This window comes from Pseudomonas khavaziana (assembly GCF_036704165.1).
GTDB classification, from domain to species: Bacteria; Pseudomonadota; Gammaproteobacteria; order Pseudomonadales; family Pseudomonadaceae; genus Aquipseudomonas; species Aquipseudomonas khavaziana.
On the sequence record NZ_CP129946.1, the window covers coordinates 2499730 to 2518013 of the forward strand.

Annotated in this window: 19 protein-coding genes and 1 pseudogene; 9 read left to right on the forward strand and 11 right to left on the reverse strand. The window is 60.8% G+C overall.

Annotated features, from left to right (window positions below; translation table 11 throughout):
• Positions 1-309: 309 nt before the first annotated feature.
• Positions 310-411 (reverse strand): annotated as a pseudogene (locus QYQ93_RS11215) (short-chain dehydrogenase); the annotation flags it as partial.
• Between the two features lie 237 nt (positions 412-648).
• Between QYQ93_RS11215 and QYQ93_RS11220 the strand changes: the two are divergent.
• The 3 genes from QYQ93_RS11220 to hemN all read left to right on the forward strand — a co-directional run bounded on the left by QYQ93_RS11220 (position 649) and on the right by hemN (position 3969).
• Entirely contained in the window at positions 649-1092 is a 444-nt protein-coding gene (locus QYQ93_RS11220; protein ID WP_338476924.1) for a hypothetical protein, read from the forward strand.
• 119 nt (positions 1093-1211) lie between these two features.
• Positions 1212-2597, forward strand: a complete 1386-nt coding sequence (locus tag QYQ93_RS11225) for a coproporphyrinogen III oxidase (RefSeq protein ID WP_338476926.1) — start codon at positions 1212-1214, stop codon at positions 2595-2597.
• On the forward strand, positions 2581-3969 hold the full coding sequence (gene hemN / locus QYQ93_RS11230; RefSeq protein ID WP_338476927.1) for an oxygen-independent coproporphyrinogen III oxidase: 1389 nt from the start codon (positions 2581-2583) through the stop codon (positions 3967-3969). Before QYQ93_RS11225 ends, hemN begins: the two co-directional genes overlap by 17 nt.
• Positions 3970-4028: 59 nt before the next feature.
• Here the strand turns inward: hemN and cobA are convergent, their stop codons facing one another.
• Genes cobA through nirS form a run of 10 tightly spaced genes read right to left on the reverse strand, consistent with a single transcriptional unit; the run spans position 4029 to position 11398 of the window.
• Positions 4029-4838 carry a uroporphyrinogen-III C-methyltransferase gene (cobA, locus tag QYQ93_RS11235; RefSeq protein ID WP_338476928.1) on the reverse strand — a complete coding sequence of 270 codons (810 nt, stop codon included), beginning with the start codon at positions 4836-4838 and terminating at the stop codon, positions 4029-4031.
• Between the two features lie 47 nt (positions 4839-4885).
• The gene (gene nirJ, locus QYQ93_RS11240) at positions 4886-6064 is read right to left on the reverse strand and encodes a heme d1 biosynthesis radical SAM protein NirJ (RefSeq protein WP_338476929.1); all 1179 of its coding nucleotides are present in this window, start codon (positions 6062-6064) and stop codon (positions 4886-4888) included.
• A 25-nt stretch (positions 6065-6089) separates the two neighbouring features.
• Complete coding sequence (locus tag QYQ93_RS11245) at positions 6090-6593, reverse strand: Lrp/AsnC family transcriptional regulator (protein WP_043050640.1); 504 nt, start codon at positions 6591-6593, stop codon at positions 6090-6092.
• A complete protein-coding gene (locus tag QYQ93_RS11250) occupies positions 6568-7011 on the reverse strand; it encodes an Lrp/AsnC family transcriptional regulator (protein ID WP_043050641.1) in 444 nt (147 codons plus the stop codon). The genes QYQ93_RS11245 and QYQ93_RS11250 overlap by 26 nt, the downstream gene beginning before the upstream one ends.
• Positions 7004-7519, reverse strand: a complete 516-nt coding sequence (locus QYQ93_RS11255) for an Lrp/AsnC family transcriptional regulator (RefSeq protein ID WP_043050642.1) — start codon at positions 7517-7519, stop codon at positions 7004-7006. Before QYQ93_RS11255 ends, QYQ93_RS11250 begins: the two co-directional genes overlap by 8 nt.
• Positions 7516-7974, reverse strand: coding sequence for an Lrp/AsnC family transcriptional regulator (locus QYQ93_RS11260; RefSeq protein WP_338476930.1), 459 nt, complete (start codon positions 7972-7974; stop codon positions 7516-7518). The genes QYQ93_RS11255 and QYQ93_RS11260 overlap by 4 nt, the downstream gene beginning before the upstream one ends.
• Before the next feature lies 1 nt (position 7975).
• Positions 7976-9151, reverse strand: a complete 1176-nt coding sequence (locus QYQ93_RS11265) for a cytochrome D1 domain-containing protein (RefSeq protein WP_338476931.1) — start codon at positions 9149-9151, stop codon at positions 7976-7978.
• Positions 9148-9474 (reverse strand): c-type cytochrome, encoded by a 327-nt coding sequence (locus QYQ93_RS11270; protein ID WP_043050645.1) that lies wholly within the window; start codon positions 9472-9474, stop codon positions 9148-9150. Before QYQ93_RS11270 ends, QYQ93_RS11265 begins: the two co-directional genes overlap by 4 nt.
• 16 nt (positions 9475-9490) lie before the next feature.
• Positions 9491-9805, reverse strand: coding sequence for a c-type cytochrome (locus tag QYQ93_RS11275; protein WP_043050646.1), 315 nt, complete (start codon positions 9803-9805; stop codon positions 9491-9493).
• A gap of 24 nt (positions 9806-9829) precedes the next feature.
• Positions 9830-11398: a nitrite reductase gene (gene nirS, locus QYQ93_RS11280; RefSeq protein WP_338477250.1), complete on the reverse strand. Its 1569-nt coding sequence runs from the start codon at positions 11396-11398 to the stop codon at positions 9830-9832.
• Positions 11399-11708: 310 nt separating this feature from the next.
• On the opposite strand from nirS, the gene QYQ93_RS11285 reads away from it, so the two are divergent.
• The 6 genes from QYQ93_RS11285 to QYQ93_RS11310 all read left to right on the forward strand — a co-directional run bounded on the left by QYQ93_RS11285 (position 11709) and on the right by QYQ93_RS11310 (position 18283).
• Positions 11709-12509 carry a CbbQ/NirQ/NorQ/GpvN family protein gene (locus QYQ93_RS11285; protein WP_338476932.1) on the forward strand — a complete coding sequence of 267 codons (801 nt, stop codon included), beginning with the start codon at positions 11709-11711 and terminating at the stop codon, positions 12507-12509.
• Positions 12493-13080 carry a cytochrome c oxidase subunit 3 family protein gene (locus tag QYQ93_RS11290; RefSeq protein WP_338476934.1) on the forward strand — a complete coding sequence of 196 codons (588 nt, stop codon included), beginning with the start codon at positions 12493-12495 and terminating at the stop codon, positions 13078-13080. The genes QYQ93_RS11285 and QYQ93_RS11290 overlap by 17 nt, the downstream gene beginning before the upstream one ends.
• 11 nt (positions 13081-13091) lie before the next feature.
• Positions 13092-13349, forward strand: a complete 258-nt coding sequence (locus QYQ93_RS11295; RefSeq protein WP_338476935.1) for a cytochrome C oxidase subunit IV family protein — start codon at positions 13092-13094, stop codon at positions 13347-13349.
• 1143 nt (positions 13350-14492) lie between these two features.
• Entirely contained in the window at positions 14493-14933 is a 441-nt protein-coding gene (locus QYQ93_RS11300; protein WP_043051390.1) for a c-type cytochrome, read from the forward strand.
• 3 nt (positions 14934-14936) lie between these two features.
• On the forward strand, positions 14937-16364 hold the full coding sequence (locus tag QYQ93_RS11305; RefSeq protein WP_043051391.1) for a cbb3-type cytochrome c oxidase subunit I: 1428 nt from the start codon (positions 14937-14939) through the stop codon (positions 16362-16364).
• 77 nt (positions 16365-16441) lie between these two features.
• A complete protein-coding gene (locus tag QYQ93_RS11310; RefSeq protein WP_338476936.1) occupies positions 16442-18283 on the forward strand; it encodes a nitric oxide reductase activation protein NorD in 1842 nt (613 codons plus the stop codon).
• Position 18284 lies beyond the last annotated feature (1 nt).

The window sequence follows — 18284 nt, forward strand, 5'->3', positions numbered from 1 at the left end:
ATGGTGTTTCGCCAGGTCATTGCCGCGACATTGCCAGCGAGCCCCCCGGAGACTCGCAGCATGCCGGACTGCCTTGTCGACAGTTTGCCAGATAAGGCACGTTACGGACGGCGACAAATCGATATAGCAATAGCGGCAGATGAAGCGAGAACTGAAGCTATCAAATTTTTACTCGGCGATAAATGGTCGGCCCCGCTCGTAGAGATGGCTGCGGTTGCAAATAGCTACCATAGACACTGGGGGGGGATTCCAGCTCCCGGACAGCGGGTTTCGACATGGGCCACCTGCCGCCATCGTCGACGAACATCTGGCGATGTCCGGCTTGCCTCCAGCGCTGATGGCCTCGGCAAACAGCTCCTCGACGGCACCCACTGTGCTCAGATCAGCCTGCAACGCCACGGCTTTGGCACCGCAATGGCCTTGTCTGGATTACTTGATTGACGTCAACCGCAGGCGTCGGCCTGCTCTGTATCCTGCTCAAACCCACTCTGCAGGCTTGAACCTGCATGTTGGCGCGGCGGTGTTGCTTGTGCAGCCCCCGGCATGACCGCAAAGGTGTTGGCCAAGATCGCCGACGAAGCACGATGGGCCTGACGGTTGCCTCGCCGTAAGTCAGCCGTGTCCAGCTCAAATGAGAGCGAGTACCCCATGCTCTATCCGCTGTTTCTGACGTTGCATCTGTTTGCCGCGCTGATTTTCATCGGCACGGTGTTCTTCGAGGTGCTGTTTCTGGAAAGTATTCGTAAACAGCTGCCGGTCAAGGTCATGCTGTTGGTCGAACAGGGTATCGGTCGACGCGCGCGCACCCTGGTTCCATGGGTTTTGCTGGTGTTGTTTGGGGCCGGGGCGGGGATGGTCTGGTTGCGCTATTTGCCGACCCTTGCCACACCATTGGCCTCATCGTTCGGCACATTGTTGATGTTGAAGATCACAGTCGCCGTCAGCGTGCTGCTGCACTTCCTGGCCGCCATGTATCTGTTCAGAAGTGACCGGATGACTGCGCGATACCTGCATTTTATCCATGCCAGTCTGTTCTGCCACATGATCGTCATCGTGCTGCTGGCCAAAGGGATGTTTTACCTTGCGTGGTGACCAGGCTTGCCCGGCGGTCTGTTGCACCACCGGCATTTGCTTGCGCTTGATACAAATCAAGACGCATTGATCGCCAGGCCCTGACACTGGTAGTGCGCAGCCAGTCTCGGAGACCCGTCATGCTCAATCCATCTCACAACCGCGGCGAGCTGAACGTTCGGTACGATCAAGGCGTGCTCGATCCCGAATGGCCTGTTGCCACCGAAAAATTCCATGAGGGGATCGGCTCCCTGGATTTGCTTCGCGCTTTACGTGACAGCCGCCAGAAATGCCGTCCGCTGTCGCTGAACGTGCAGCTGCCTTCCAACCTGAGGTCTGCCTTGTGTTCCCCGGGCGATGTTTCATGCGAGCACAGGGGCGGCGAAAACTATTTTCTGCGTCTGCAGCACGAGATTGACCTCGTCAGTTGTCACCTGGGCACGGGGCAGCGGGTCGAGCAGTTTCATCTGGGCGGCGGTGTACCCCCAATCGCCCAGCTCAAAAGGCTGATGAGCCATCTTCGTGGCCGATTCAACCTTCTGGGGCATGAGTGCGGTGAGTACAGCATTGACGTTGACCTGCACCACACCGACTGGTCGACCATGGGCGTGCTGCGCGACCTTGGATTCAACCATGTCAGCATCGGCGTTCCGGATATCGGTGCCGACAGTGATATGTCGGTGGACTGCTACCAGAACCCGGCCCCCATCCATTCGCTTATCGATGCCGCGCGTACCTTTGGTTATCGATCCATCAATGTGGATCTGGGGTATGGCCGTGCCTGGCAGACGCCGGAAAGCTTCGCTCTGAAGTTGGCCACCCTTATCGAACTGGAGCCGGACCGGCTGCTGGTATTTGACTACTCACGGCCACCCCGACGCTATCGGACGATGGCCGCAGACAACATCAGGGCGCTGTGCAGCCTGGATGATAAAAGCGCAATGCGCCAGAGCTGTTTTGACCAGTTGCTCGGCGGGGGGTATCACTACATCGGCCTGGGGCAATTCGTCCGGCCCGACGATGATTTGGCGATAGCGCAGGAGCGCGGCCGGCTACGCCGCACCAGTGAGGGTTTTACCCGCCACGGGTATTGCGATCAGATCGGTTTCGGTTTGGGCGCCATCAGTCAGATTGACGAGCTGTACGCGCAAAACACCGAGCAACTGGAGCGGTATCAGCAATGCCTGGACATCGACCAATTGCCGACGAGTCGTGGCTGGCGTTGTGAGCCACACAGCCAGATCAGGCTTATGGTCATGGAACGCCTGGCGTGTGATTTGGAGCTGGATATCCAGGCCATCGAGACGCGTTGCGGACTGATCTTTCGCCAGTACTTTTACGCCGCCTGGCCTGTGCTGGAGCAATTGGCCGGTGACGGGTTGATTGAGCTGTCTGAGCGTTTCATCAGTATCCTTCCGGCCGGTCGGCCGCACGTAGATGCCATCTGCAACCTGTTTGAAAAGGACTCGGGCGGAGCGGGGCGTGAACCCTATAGCGAGTGGATTGATCATGACACCTTCATTTGATTTCAATCGCGCCCTGGTCGAAAAATATGACCGACCGGGGCCGCGCTATACCTCCTACCCAACCGCACCGCAATTTCATCAGGCGTTCGCCGTCGATGACTATCATCGTGCCGTCACCGATAGCAACCTGGCGCCGGTGCCCAAGCCCCTGTCGGTGTACATTCACATTCCGTTCTGCAAGAGCCTTTGTTACTACTGTGCCTGCAACAAGATCATTACGCAGAAAACCCACCGTGCAGTCGAATACCTGACCTACCTCAAGCGCGAAATCGAGATGCAAGCTGCCTTGTTCGACCGCACGCGCAAGCTGACGCAACTGCATTTGGGCGGTGGCACGCCGACCTATTTGACCCGCGAGCAACTGGCCCACCTGATGGGCTGTCTACACCAGGCATTCGACATGGACGACAGCGATGACCATGAGTTTTCCATCGAGGTCGATCCGCGCACCATCAGCACCGAACAGATCCAGTCGCTGCGCCAGCTGGGCTTCAATCGCCTGAGTTTTGGTGTGCAGGACTTTGACCCCGACGTACAGGCGGCAGTCAATCGCCAGCAAAGTGAAGCGCAGATATATGCCCTGGTCGCAGCGGCGCGTGAGGCGCAATTCAAGTCGGTCAGCGTCGATCTGATTTACGGCCTGCCGCTGCAAACGGTGAAGAGTTTCGATGTCACCCTCGGCAAAATCATCGCGTTGCGTCCGGATCGGATTGCCGCCTACAGCTACGCCCATTTGCCGGAGCTGGTGCGCGCGCAACGACTGATTCGCCCAGCCGACATGCCGCCACCGGAACGCAAGCTGGAGTTGCTTGAACTGACCATCCGGCGCCTGACCGAGGCCGGTTATGTCTATATCGGCATGGATCATTTCGCCTTGCCCGACGATGAGCTGGCGCTGGCCCGGGCCAATGGCACGTTGCAGCGCAATTTCCAGGGCTACTCCACCCATGCCGACTGCGACTTGATCGGCCTGGGGGTGTCAGCGATCGGAAAGGTCGGCGACAGCTACAGCCAGAGTGTCAAGGAGCTCTCGCAGTACTACGACCGTATTGATCAAGGCTTGCTGCCGGTGCATCGGGGTTACCGTTTGAACGCCGATGACCTGCTGCGCCGTGACGTGATCAGTGAACTGATGTGCCATGGCCGGGTCGACTTCGGTAAATTCGAGGTGGGCCACGGCATCTGCTTCACCGAGTATTTTGCCGACGCGCTGGGGCAACTGGACGAGCATGTGCGGGACGGGCTCCTGACGATTCATCACGGTCAATTGCGCCTGTTGCCCCAAGGGCATTTGATGATGCGCAGCGTCGCAATGGCGTTTGACGCCTACCTGGGTGACGCACAGAAGGGCCGGTTTTCCCGCACTGTTTAAGGCGTTGAAAACACCTGCCAAGAAAACCGATCGCCTTCAAGTCAGTGGGCTTGCACTTGTCACCTGGATGGGGAAAAGCGCGCCGGGTATTGCAGTGGTTGTTCGGCGAACAGATTGACCACTGTGCCGATCACCGTCAGCGTCGCAATGCCGGGCGGGCACTTAAGCCCCAGGGTCGGGAGCTGGTGCAGCGGGCCACGCACGACATGCTGGTCGGGCCGTGTGCCGTTGCTTATCAGTGCCGCCGGTGTGTCGGCGGGCATGCCGGCCTCGATCAAGCGCTGGGCGATAACCTCAAGATTCGCTAACCCCATGTAGAAGACCAGGGTTTGACTGCCGTCGGCCAGGCTGCGCCAGGGCAACGACAACGCGCCATTGTGTTGCAGGTGCCCGGTGATGAAACGGCAGGAGTTGACCAGGTCCCGATGGGTCAGTGGAATCCCCGCATAGGCGCTGCAGCCGGAAGCGGCGGTAATGCCTGGCACCACCTGGCAGTCGATGCCGCGTTGCAGCAAGTACTGGAGTTCCTCGGCTCCGCGCCCGAATATGAACGGGTCGCCACCCTTGAGCCGAACCACCCGTTGGCCCTGGTCGGCAAGGTCGGCGAGCCGTTGGTTGATCTGTTCCTGGGGCAAGCTGTGGCAGCCGCTGGCCTTGCCGACGTAATGCCGCGCGCAGGTCGGTGGGATCAATGCCAGCAGTTCGTCGCTGATAAGGCGGTCATAGACCACAGCGTCGGCCTGCATCAGCAGGCTCCAGGCGCGCAGGGTCAGCAGCCGGGGGTCGCCGGGGCCCGCACCGACCAGGGCGACTTCCCCCGGTCTGAACGCGCACTCAAGTGCGGCCGGTATAACGATGGATGCAGGCATAGGGCTTCCTTGGTGCTTCATATAAGAGGGTTTAGCGCACGGACGATTCAGTCTGTGGTGCAAGGGATAAGCGCTGACGGCTGCACGCCGATCTCTTCATCGCTTAGATGACAACCGGGGTCCTGGCCCCAGAGGTCGCCCTCGGCCCAGGCGCGGGTGCGGGTATTGCCGTTGCAGATGGGCAACCAGCGGCATTGCGCGCATCGGCCGCCCACAGCACGGGGGTGCTCACGCAATCTCGACAGCAGCGCATCCGGCTGATCCAGCCAGAGCGTGCGAAAGGGCGTGTGCCGGACATTGCCTACCGAGTGCTGCCACCAGTAGGTGTCCGGGTGCACTTCGCCGGTATTGTCGATATTGGCGATGCCGCTGCCCGAGGCATTGCCGCCCCAGGCGCGAAGCATGTTTTCCAGGCGCGGGTAGTGCGCAGGCAAGCGGTTCGCGGCCCATTGCAGCAAGAGAATGGCATCGGCATCGTTGTTGCCACTGACAAAATCGGTGCCGTGGCCTTGTTGAATGTCTTCCCAAGCGCGTTCGAAGATCGAGGTCATGGCGTCGCGGCTCATCTGCCGCTGCGCATCGAGCGGGCGACTGCGTTTGCCGCGGCCGCTGTAGTTGAGGTGCGACAGGTAAAACTTCTGGACGTCGTACTCGCGCATCAGTGCCAGCAGTTGGGGCAACTGCGTGTGGTTCTCATGGGTCAGCGTCGTACGCAGGCCCACGCGAATGCCTCGTTCTCGACAGAGCCGGATCGCGTGCATGGAACGAGCGAAGCTGCCTTTCAATTGCCGGAAGGCATCATGGGTGGCTTCCAGGCCATCGATGCTGATGCCCACATAGTCGAACTGCGCGGCGCTGATCTGCGCGATGTTCTGCTCATCGATCAGCGTGCCGTTGGTGGACAGCGCCACAAAGAAACCCTTGGTGCGGGCATAGGCGCTGAGCACAAACAGATCCTCGCGCATCAGCGGCTCACCGCCGGAAAATATCAGTACTTTCACGCCGGCATCGTGCAGGTCATCGATCACAGTCAGGGCAGCGGGCGTATCCAGTTCGTCGCGAAAGACACTGTCGGCCGAGGTGGCGTAACAGTGTTTACAGGTCAGGTTGCAACGCCGCAGCAGGTTCCAGATCACCACCGGTGGCCGGTTGCTGCCCGGTGGGCTGGTTCTGGGGGCGGGCGCCAGGCCGCCGAGGGCGCGCAGGTATTGGCTGATCCTCAACATGTAAATCTCCTTGATTCAGCTGCGTTCAGCGTGGCGCTTGCGGTAGCCGCACACCGGTTTTCTTCAGGATGCGGCTGCTCACCAGCATCTCGTCGGCGACACAGGCGTCACCGAGCAATTGGCGCAGGTGCTCGCGATAGTGGTTGATCTCGTCGCTGCTGCGGCCATGGACCATGGCGAACAGGTTGTAGCGCCAGGCGATTTGGCGCGGGCGTCGGTAGCAGTGGCTGACGAACGGCTGCGCGCCGATCAATGCACCGAGGCGCGGCATGTCGGTGTCGCGCACGTCCCAGACGGTCATGCCGTTGTGGCGGTAACCCAGGCGATAGTGATTGGGGACAGCCGCGATCCGGCGGATCGCGCCCTCGGCTTGCAAGCGTTTGAGCACATCCAGGGTGGCCTCGACGCTCAGATGCAACTGTTCGGCGAGCCAGGCCCATGGGTCGTCCACCAAGGGCAGGCCGGCCTGGGTCAGCTCGATCAGATGCTGGGCCAGGCCGGCCTCAGACCGGGAAATACACACCGACATGGTAGGTCTCCTCTTTGGGCAGGTTAAGCAGTGGCAGGCCAGTCAGGGTTTCGATGTGGTGCAGGGTTTCGGCGATCGCCTGTTCTGTCGAGCAGGCGAGCACGAACCACATGTTCCAGGCGTGTTCGCGTCGATAGTTGTGCGCCACTTCGGGCAAGGCGTGGAGTTGTTCAGCGACTTGTTCGAAGCGTTCTTCCGGCACCGCCAGCGCCGCGAGGGTGAACGCACCGCCCAGCCGCTCGATGTCGAACAGTGGGCCGAAGCGCGTGAGTATTCCGTCAGCGAGCATTTGGCGCAGACGCTCGAGCAGTTGCGTGCCGCTGCTGTCCAGTTCGGCGGCCAGCGCCTGCCAAGGGTGGCGTACCAGCGGTAGACCCCGTTGCAAGCGGTTGAGCAATCGGCGGTCGAGGTCATCCATGGCATGGGGCTCCCATTGGCGAGGCTGCAAAGCGTGCGCCGCACTGTTTGAAGGCGTGGGTGCTGAACAGCAGTTGATGGGGCAGGTCGCTCAGCAGATGTTCGTCGAGCAATTGCTGAATCTGGGTTTCGACCTGTGCACGTTGACGTCCATGAACCATGCAGAACAGGTTGTATCGCCATTGCGGCAAACGCCGCGGCCGTTGATAGCAGAGGGTGATGCCCTGCGCTCGCCCCAGGCGCTGGCCAACCTCGTCGATCAGCGCGTCCGGAACATCCAGTACCAACATTGCGTTGGCGGTAAAGCCCAGGGCGCGGTGGTTGAGCACCAGGCCGACCCGGCGGAACAAGCCCTGCTCATGCCACTGATGCATCTGCCCCAGCACCTGGTCTTCGTTGGCGTTTATTCGCTCGGCGAGGCATTGGTAGGGGCGCGATACCAACGGCAGGCCAGCTTCAAGGTGCCGACGCAGCGCCAGCGCTTGTCTGGGGGTCAAGTCGGTCTTCATGGCGTTTCTCCCAGGGAAAAACCGAGGTCGATGCGGTAGGCGGTCAACATCGGCAGGTCCAGTGGCGTGAGGCCGGTGTCTTTTTCAAGTTCGTTGAGTACGCGTTGGATGTGGGGGCGATCAGGGCCGGTCACCACAAACCACAAATTGTAGAAATGCTCCCGTGCATAGTTGTGATTGACCTCGGGATACTGGCTGACGCGCTCGGCGACCTGATGCAGGCGTGTGGCGGGCACGGCGAACGCGGCGAGGGTGCTGGCTCCGGCACGGCGGTGGTCGAACACCGCGCCGACCCGTGAGAGGGTGCCGGCCTGATCCATGGCGTGCAGGCAGGCCAGCACCTGCGCCTCGTCGTAACCGAGGGCGGTGGCCATTGCTTTATACGGTTCCGGGCACAGCGGCATTGCGTGCTGGAAGCGATCCATCAACTGGCGACTCAGCAGGTCCAGGTCCATTTCAATAGCCCATTTTTTGTGCGCGGCTGCTGAAAAAGATGCCGCTTGGCGCGCTGGCCGACAGCGTGGCCAGCCGTTTGAGGGTGTACGGGTCCCAGACTTGGACCTGATCGCCGTCGCGGGCCGACAGCCACAACTGGTCGCCACGGGCGGTGAACTCCATGTGCAGCACGGCCGGGCCCGGTCGCAGGTCGGCGATCACGCGATGGGTTTCGGTGTCGATCACCTGAACCCGATCATTGTCCGGGTAGGCAAAATTGACCCACAGCTGCCGGCCATCTGGCCGCGAGGTGACGAACACCGGCTGCCCGGCCACCGCAATGGTTGCGGTCTGCTGCCAACTGCGCGAATCCATCACCAGCACCTGATGGCGGCCGACGGCGGGCACAAAGGCCTGGTTGTCGGCGACGGCCCAGCCTTCCAGGTGCGGCATTTTGTAGACCGGGAGTTTTTCCTGGCCGCGACCGTAGTCGCTGAGTATTCGCTCCACGCCTCGTTCCGGATGCCAGAGATCGAGTTGGGCCATACCGTCTTCGCCGAACAGCCCGGCCATGTAATAACGCCCATCCGCCGTTATCAGTGCATCGTAGGGTTGCTGTCCGATGTCTTTGAAGCGGTGGATCACTGGCGAGTTGCCCTGGCTGAAATCGGCGCTCCAGATTTCGCCGGTATCGAACAGGCTGAATACAAAGCGTTGTCCGGGGGCGTCCACCAGGCCCACCACACGCGAGCGCTTGCCGTCTGCCAGCGCCGTGGCGGGGATGTCCGCTACCTGTCGCAGGGTGCCGGCATCGAACACCTTGACTCCACCGGGGACGTAGTTGGACACCGCGATCAACCTGCCGTCCTGACTGATGGCGCCGCCGATGCTGTTGCCGCCCTGGATGACCCTGTGGTCGATGCGCTGGGTCAGCAGGTCGATTTTGCTCAAGCCCCCGTCGCGACCGAACACATAGGCATAACGCTGGTCAGGGGAGAACACCACCGAGGCATGGGACAGATCGCCAAGACCTGTGAGTCGAGCCAGCGCAGTGTGTTTCTGGCTTTCGATGACCTGGATGCTACCGGTGCCGCGTTCCACCACGACCCCCAGGTCGCCCGTGCCCCGCAAAGCGGGTGAAGCGCAGGCGGATAACACGAGGCCGGCCGCCGCGGACAGCAGGATTGAACGGATCATGGTGCGGGGTATCCCTGGAGAAGAAGATCGACCAGCCAACGAATGTCGTCGGCACTGAGCAGCGCGCCCCAGCCCGGCATGGCGGTGCCGGGGCGCCCTTGGGTGACGGTGGCGATCAGGCTGGCCCGCGACTTGCCGGCCAATGCCGCGCGGGTCAGCTCGGGGCCCAACCCACCGGTCATGTACAGCCCGTGGCAGGCACCGCAGTCCTGGGCCAGCAAATGTTCGAGTTGCGCCTGGCGCTTGGCGTCCGGCGCCGCAATCGAGCTTGCACAAATGAGCAGGAAGGCCGCCATAATCGCAGCGTGTCGATAGGTGTTCATGACGCCCTCCCGGTGGTTATTTGAGCGTCAGTACCCAGGTCGCAAGGGTCTTCGCTTCTTCTTCGGTGACCGGGTTGGCCGGCATCGGTATCGGCCCCCAATTGCCTTGCGTGCCATTTTTGATATGGCTCGCCAGGGTGTCCACGGCGCCGGCCACATCGGCGCTCCTGGCCGCGACGTCCTTGAGCGCCGGGCCGACCATCTTGGTGTCGATGGCGTGGCAGGCGGCGCAAGGCTTACTCTTGAACAGCGCCAGTGCGTCTTGCGCCATGGCCGGCTGCACACTCAGCCAGGCAGCCAGGGCAAACAATGAAAGCAGCGTATTTTTCATGGCGATTCCTTGCATTGATGGAGCTCAATAGATGTCGTGTTGGGTGTTGTAGACGTTGAATTTTCCGGTGGGCGTAATCAGCCGCTTGTCTTTGATCACCGCTTTGAGCTTCAGGGTTTTGTCGTCGATCACCACCAGTGCCGACTCGTCTGCCTGCCCGCTCCAGACGGAAAACCAGACCTCGTCCCCGGCCTTGTTGTATTCCGGCTGCACGACCCGCATAGCGCCTTGCTTGATGCCGGCGTACTCGGCGATGGGCAGTACGGTGTAACCGGCGTCGAGCTTGTCGAGGTTGAATACCGCCACCGATTGACTGAGCTTGGCATCTGGGTTGAATGTGGTGTCGACGTACAGGTGGCGTGAGCTGGGGTGGGTTTTGATGAACAACGAACCGCTGCCCTGGCCTTTGAGCGAGGCGACCTGTTTCCAGGCGTATTGCGGGTGTTTGACCGGGTCTGTGCCGATCAGCGAGATACCGTCATCGCCCAGGTGGCTGGTGGCCCAGACCGGACCGTAGACCGGGTGCTCGAAGTTGGCGCCGCGACCCGGGTGAGGGATTTTGCCGACGTCCACCAACGCCGTCAGTTTGCGCTCCTTGGAATCGATGACGGCGACCTTGTTGGAGTTGTTGGCGGCGGTCATGAAGTAGCGATGGGTGCTGTCCCAACCACCGTCATGCAGGAACGGCGCGGCATCGATATAGGTGATGGTGAGGTTCTTGATGTCCTGGTAATTGACCAGCATCACCTTGCCGGTTTCCTTGACGTTGACGATGAACTCGGGCCATTCGTGGGAGGCGATGATCGCCGCGACTCGGGGTTCGGGGTGGTATTCCTGCGTGTCGACGGTCATGCCGCGGGTCGAGACGATTTGCTTGGGCTCCAGGGTTTCGCCATCCATGATGGTGAACTGCGGCGGCCAGTAAGAGCCCGCGATGGTGTAGGTGTCTTCATAGCCCTTGAACTTGGAGGTCTCGACCGAGCGCGCTTCAATACCCACTTTGACTTCGGCAACCTTGGTCGGCTCCGCCGGCCATAGGTCGATCATGTCGATCCGGGCGTCTCGACCAATCACCAGCAGATAGCGACCAGAGGCGGAAATTCGCGAGATGTGTACCGCATAACCGGTCTCGATCAGCTTGACGATTTTCTTGCTGTCGCCATCGACGAGAGCGATCTTGCCGTCATCACGCAAGGTCACCGAAAACAGGTTCGGCAGGTTGAGCATGCTCAGTTGTTTCTTCGGACGGTCTTCAGGCTTGACCAACACTTTCCAGGTCTTGCGCGTCTCGGCCATGCCCCATTCCGGCGGTGTCGGCGGTGTGTGTTGGATGAACTTCGCCATCGCGGTGATCTGCTCCTTGGTCAGGGCGTTGGACGTTCCCCAATTCGGCATGCCCGCCGGTGACCCGTAGGTGATCAACGCTTCCAGGTAGGGTTGCCCGCGGGACTGGGTGATGTCGGGGGTCAAGGGTTTACCTGTGGCCCCTTTGCGCAGGACGCCGTGGCAACCAGCGCAGCGCTGGAAATAAATTTCCTTGGATGAGTCGAACTCGTCTTGGCTCAGGTCAGGCGCCCCGGCGGTTTTGACCATGGGCGGGGTGGCCGCCACCGTGGCGGGTTCGTCAGCGCCGGCGACCTGGCTTATCGCCAAATAAAGTGTGGCGACGGCCAGGGCAAACGTTTTTCTATTGCTGATCAGCATTCCATTTCTCCTCAGGCAAGACCTTTGCGATGTGCTGGAGCGCCAGCGCAGAACGCAGGTTCTTAGTGCGTTGCAAGGCTATGCCCGAGCAGGCCCATGCTTGCTTGACGGCGATCAAGTTTGCCGGCCGTGTCACTTGCCAAGTTGTCGCAGGCGCCCGTAGCGTGTGCCTTGAATCCGCTTTTGGAACAGGCAGCCCATGGACCGTATTCCGTCGTGCGAACAGGTCGAACCTTTCTACCAACCGCTGAACAATGAGCAGGTACTGTTCGAGCAGGCCTGGCGTCACGGCATGCCGGTGCTGATCAAAGGCCCGACCGGATGCGGCAAGACCCGTTTCGTCCAGCACATGGCCCATCGCTTGAAACTGCCGCTCTACACCGTTGCGTGTCACGACGACCTGAGTGCCGCAGACCTGATCGGTCGCCATTTGATCGGCGCCAAGGGCACCTGGTGGCAAGACGGACCGCTGACCCGGGCGGTCCGGGACGGAGGCATCTGCTACCTCGACGAAGTGGTCGAGGCACGCCAGGACACCGTGGTGGTGCTGCATCCACTGGCCGATGACCGTCGGGAACTGTTCCTGGAACGCACCGGCGAAGTGTTGAAGGCGCCGTCGTCCTTCATGCTGGTGGTGTCTTACAACCCCGGTTATCAGAACTTGCTCAAGGGCATGAAGCCCAGCACTCGCCAACGGTTCATGGCGATGCGCTTCGGCTATCCGCCAGTGGCCGACGAAGAGCGCATTGTCGCCCGGGAGGCTCAGGTGGACAGCGCGCTGGCGGCACAAGTGGTCAAGCTGGGGCAGGCCTTGCGCCGGCTCGATCAGCATGACCTGGAAGAAGTCGCTTCGACGCGACTGCTGATTTTCACTGCGCGCATGATCCGCTCCGGCCTGAGCCCGCGAGAGGCGTGCATGGCGTGCCTGGCCGAGCCGCTGAGCGATGATCCGCTAACGGTCGCTGCACTGATGGACGTGGTTGATGTGCACTTCGGCTGAGCCCAGCGAGCTGTGCCGTGGCCACTTGCCGGGCGATCTGGCGATGTGGTTTTTCATTCTGGCCGAGTTGTCGGTGTTCGCGATTTTGATTCTGGCGTTTACGGTGACCCAGGCCCTCAAGCCTCAGATGTTCAGTGACAGCCGACTGTTGCTTGCCACGTCTACCGGTTTGGCGATGACATTGAGCCTGGTCACCGCCGGGCTGTTCGCTGCACTGGCGCAGGCGCGCGTCCGGCGTTCGCGGCCCCGTCACGGCGCGGTTTTCCTGTGGCTCGCGTTGCTCGCCGCGAGTGTCTACGTAGTGTTGAAAGTCACCGAATACCGGCACTTGCTGGCCTCGGGGCTGGGTATGGAGCACAACACGTTTTTCACGCTCTACTGGATCCTCACCGGATTTCACTTTCTCCATGTATTGCTCGGCATGTTCATCCTCGGATGGCTGGCCGAGCGCTGTCGTCGAGGCCTGTACGACGCCGCAAACCACAACGGCTTTGAATGTGGCGTGCTGTATTGGCACATGGTCGATCTGGTCTGGGTGGTGCTGTTTCCGCTGGTCTACGTGCTCAATTGACGGGAGGATGTATGTCCGCGTCCAGGTTATTGCTTCTTTGCTGGGCTGCGTTGGTCACGTTAAGCCTGTGTACGGTGGCGCTGGCACAGGTCGGCGCCTCGAGATGGTTGTCGATGGCCATTTTGCTGGTGGCGGTCGGCAAGGCCTGGCTGATCACGGACGGCTTCATGGAACTGCGCCACGCCCCGCGCCTGTGGCGTCGGTTGATGCTGAGCTGGGCGCTGGTGTTGGCGGCCGTTGTCGGGCTGACGCTCGTATTGTTCCGCTGAAGGAGCCCACTGATGTGCGTGGGTATCCGCACTCGGTAAAAGTGTGGGAGGGGGCTTGCCCTAATGCCTGTCAGTTAAGCGTATATCGCCCTTTGTAGGAGCAAGCTTGCTCGCGAAATACGTCAACAATAACCCGTGCTTCCTGAATGAACGCATAACCAAATGTGGGAGGGGGCTTGCTCCCGATGGCGGTCTGACAGCCGACCAGGATGTTGGATCAGACCGAGTACATATCCGTTGCTGCGGTAACGGCCACTTAGGGTTACGCCCTTACGGCGTGTCACTTTTGTAAAGGCACAAAAGTAACCAAAAGGCCTTCGCCCCAACACTCGGCACCTCGCTTAGGCTCGGTGTGCCCGAACGCAGGCTTGAATCCGTGGGCCGCCGCCACGCGCCATCCATGGCGCGGGGCGGCTAACCCGGCGTCCTGCCGGGTTACCCACGGCTTCAAGCCTGCGTTCGGCCAGCGTGTTTGACGGGGCGCCTGAGATCAAGATCAAAAGCCAGAGCAACAGCAACAGCAACAGCGCAAGAGCAAGCAGTTGTGTAGATACCTATGCCCCGATGAGCATAGGTATCTACACAACTTTATATCAGCCGACCCGACCGTAACCACGATGCGCAGCGAGCCGCTCTTGATCTTGATCTGCTTTTGATCTTAGGCGCCCCGTTAAACCACGCTGGCCGGAATTCGACAGGGATTTGGGGGGTAAACCGGCAGGGATGCCGGTTTAGCCGCCCCGCGCCATGGATGGCGCGTGGCGGCGGCCCCCCAAATCACTGGCGGATTACGGGCACACCGAGCCTAAGCGAGGTGCCGAGTGGTGGGGCAAGAGCGTTTGGGTTACTTTTGCGCTTTCAAAAGTGACCCGCTGTAAAAGCGGAACCCTAAGTGGCCGTTACCTAAATAATGGATATGTACTCAGTCCGATCCAACATCCTGGTCGGCCCCAAGGCCGCCATCGGGAGCAAGCCCCCTCCCACAGGGGCCTGCGGCGCACCTGAAGTTGTGTAGATACCCATGCATTGCTATGGACTGTCGTTAATACCCGACCAAAACCATCTGGCTTTCTTGATCGCCATCAAGCAGGTTTCAAGCCCTCGCTTCCTATCATGGACGGGCCAAGCAACGAGGAAGCGACCATGTCAGAGACCTTCACAAAAGGCATGGCCAGGAATATCTATTTCGGAGGAAGCATCTTCTTCTTCCTGATATTCCTGGCCTTGACCTACCACACGGAACAAACCTTTCCCAAGCGCAGCAATGAAGCGCAATTAACCCAATCAGTGATACGCGGCAAAACAGTCTGGGAGCAGAACAACTGCATCGGCTGCCACACATTGCTGGGGGAGGGGGCCTACTTTGCGCCTGAGCTGGGCAACGTGTTCCAGCGCCGGGGCGGGGAGGACGGCTTCAAACCCTTCCTGCAGGCCTGGATGAAAATGCAGCCGCTGGGCGTACCGGGCCGACGAGCGATGCCCCAGTTCAAGTTGAGTGACCAGGAAGTGGATGACATCGCCGAGTTCCTCAAATGGAGCTCGAAAATCAATACCAACGGCTGGCCGCCCAACAAGGAGGGCTGAGAGATGAGCATGGCTAATCCGCATCTGAAATTCGCCTCGCAAGCCGTGGCCAAACCTTACTTCGTGTTCGCCCTGATCCTGTTTCTCGGTCAGGTGCTGTTCGGTTTGATCATGGGCCTGCAATACGTGATCGGGGATTTTCTGTTCCCGATCATTCCCTTCAACGTGGCGCGAATGGTCCACACCAACCTGCTGATCGTCTGGTTGCTGTTCGGCTTCATGGGCGCCGCTTACTACCTGATTCCGGAGGAGGCCGATCGTGAGTTGCACAGCCCCAGACTGGCGATCATTCTGTTTTGGGTGTTTGCCGCTGCCGGTGTGCTGACGATCCTCGGCTACCTGCTGGTGCCCTATGCGGGCCTGGCCAGGTTGACCCACAATGAGCTGCTGCCGACCATGGGCCGGGAGTTTCTGGAGCAACCGACCATCACCAAGATGGGGATTGTGCTGGTGTGCCTGGGCTTTCTCTACAACATTGGCATGACCCTGCTCAAAGGGCGCAAGACCACGGTCAGCATGGTCATGATGACCGGGTTGATCGGGCTCGCGGTGTTCTTCCTGTTCTCCTTCTACAACCCCGGCAACCTGGCCCGCGACAAGTTCTATTGGTGGTGGGTGGTGCATCTTTGGGTGGAAGGCGTGTGGGAATTGATCATGGGTGCGATGCTGGCTTTCGTGCTGATCAAGATCACCGGGGTAGACCGCGAGGTCGTGGAAAAATGGCTGTATGTGATTATCGCCATGGCGCTGATTACCGGAATCATCGGTACTGGGCACCACTTTTTCTGGATTGGCGCGCCCGAGGTCTGGTTGTGGGTCGGCTCAATCTTCTCTGCGATGGAGCCGCTGCCCTTCCTGGCGATGGTGATATTCGCCTTCAGCACGGTGAAGAACCGCCGTCGACAACACCCCAACCGCGCCGCGACGCTGTGGGCAAAGGGCACCACGGTGACAGCCTTCTTCGGCGCGGGCGTCTGGGGTTTTCTACACACCCTGGCCCCGGTCAACTTCTATACCCACGGTTCGCAACTGACCGCGGCTCACGGCCACCTGGCTTTCTACGGCGCCTACGCGATGATCGTGATGACCTTGATCAGCTACGCCATGCCGCGTCTTCGCGGGCTCGGTGAAGCCGCCGACGAACGCTCGCAGACCCTGGAGATCTGGGGCTTCTGGATGATGACCCTGTCGATGGTGATGATCACGCTGTTCCTGACCGCTGCCGGTGTCGTGCAGGTCTACCTGCAACGTTGGCAGCCCGACGGGATCGCATTGCCGTTCATGGCCACGGTCGAACATTTGCAGGTGATGTTCTGGGCGCGCCTGGGCGCAGGGGTCGGTTTCTTCGCGGGGCTGCTCTGCTATTTGTTCAGCTTCAAGCAGCGGGGGCGCGCAGCCTTGCGTGCGCCGGCGGCGGTGGTGCCTTCATGAGTCGGCATAACGGCTAGAAAAGGTCGGCCCGGCTGATCCAGCGGGCCGTTTTTTGCTTTCCAACAAGGGCAAGCACCATGGCCTTTACCGTCGAACTGGAAGAGTGGGTAGGCAGCGTCTGGCATCGCTTTATCACCCGGCGCGCCAGCCCGGATTTCCCCGAAGCCCGGGTTGAACTGATCAGCCAGCAACGCCCGCTGGCGCTGTTGTTTCGTGCCATGGGCGGTGCCAGTGGCATGGGAGTGGAAGCCGCCAGTGACCGCGACCTGTTACTGCGGCGCAATGTGCTGCAGCAGATCGCCGGCACCTGCAAGCAAGTGCCATTGGCCTGGTGTGACGAGAGTACCCTGCGGCTGCCGTCGAGCCTCGCGGTATTCCCTCAAGTCGCGCTGAATGAGGAACTCTATCGTTGGCTCGCATTGCTGGCAGCGCAGGCCGGACCGATGCGGCATTGGGGGCGGGACAACCAGCGCTGGACGCAACAGCTGTTGCGGCGTTATCCAGCGTTGCGCCCGCGCTACCAGCGACTGGTCGAAGCCCACCTGCGATTGCGCCCGGATCCGGCTTCATTGAGCCGCGCTGAAGCGGCGCTCGAGCGCGCGTTATGTCAGGCATTGCGCCAGCCGGGCAGTGTCGAGGATTTTCCGCGCAGCGAGCGTGCGGTATGGCCGCTGCCGCTGTGGCTGTACCCGCCGCAACAGCTGGCCAGTCCGCTGACGGCCGATCTGGGCGATGAATCCGAAGACACCTTGACGACATCGCCCGGCGAGCAGAAAGGCGGGCGCAAACGCGCCAAACGTATCGATGACAGTCCGCGAGACGGTGGACTGTTGGTGGTGCGCCTGGAGAACCTGTTCAGTTGGACCGAGCACGTGGACCTGGACCGCTGGTCGGACGACAGCGAAGATCCGGATGCCCCCAGGGTCGCCGACGATCTGGACGAGCTGACCCTGTCGCGCACGCGACTGCGCAAGGGCGGTGGCTTGAAGCTGCACCTGGATTTGCCGCCCGCGGATGTCGACGATATCCCGTTGGGCGAGGGCATCAAGTTGCCCGAATGGGACTATCGCAAGCAGCGGATGCAGGACGCTTTCGTCAATTTGCAGATGATGGTGCCCCGTGACAGCCAAGCGCAGCCGCTGCCGCCACGGCTGAAGGTGTCGGCGCAGCGTCTGCGGCGTCAATTCGAGCATTTGCGCAATGATCGTCAGTGGCTGCGCCAGCAAACCCAGGGCTCGGAGCTGGACATGCAGGCCTGGCTGGATTTTCACGTTGAGCGCGAGCATGGCCAGTGCGCCGAGCGCGGTCTGTTCATGGAGCAACGCCAGACGCGCCGTGACCTGGCGTGCCTGTTGCTGGCCGATGTCTCGATGTCCACCGACGCGCACCTGAACAATGAGTATCGGGTCATCGATGTCATCCGTGACACGCTGTTGCTGTTTGGCGAAACCCTGGCGGGGCTGGGGGATGATTTCGCCTTGTACGGGTTTTCCTCGCTGCGCCGCCAGCACGTGCGTATGCAGGCACTCAAGACCTTCGCCCAGCGTTATGACGACCACACCCGGGGCCGTATTCAAGGGCTCAAGCCTGGGTATTACACGCGCATGGGCGCGGCTATTCGCCAGGCCACGTGCCTGTTGGGCAGCAGCAAGCGGCGCAGCAAGCTCTTGCTGCTGCTGACCGATGGCAAACCCAATGACCTGGATGTGTATGAGGGACGCTACGGTGTCGAAGACACCCGCGAGGCAGTGCTCCAGGCTCGCCGTCAGGGGATGACGCCGTTCTGTATCACCATCGATCGCGAGGCCGGGGAGTATCTGCCCTACATGTTCGGAGCCAATGGCTACACCTTGATCCGTCAACCTGAGCAATTACCCCTGCGCTTGCCGCAACTGTATCGCCAACTGACCCAGCCTTGAG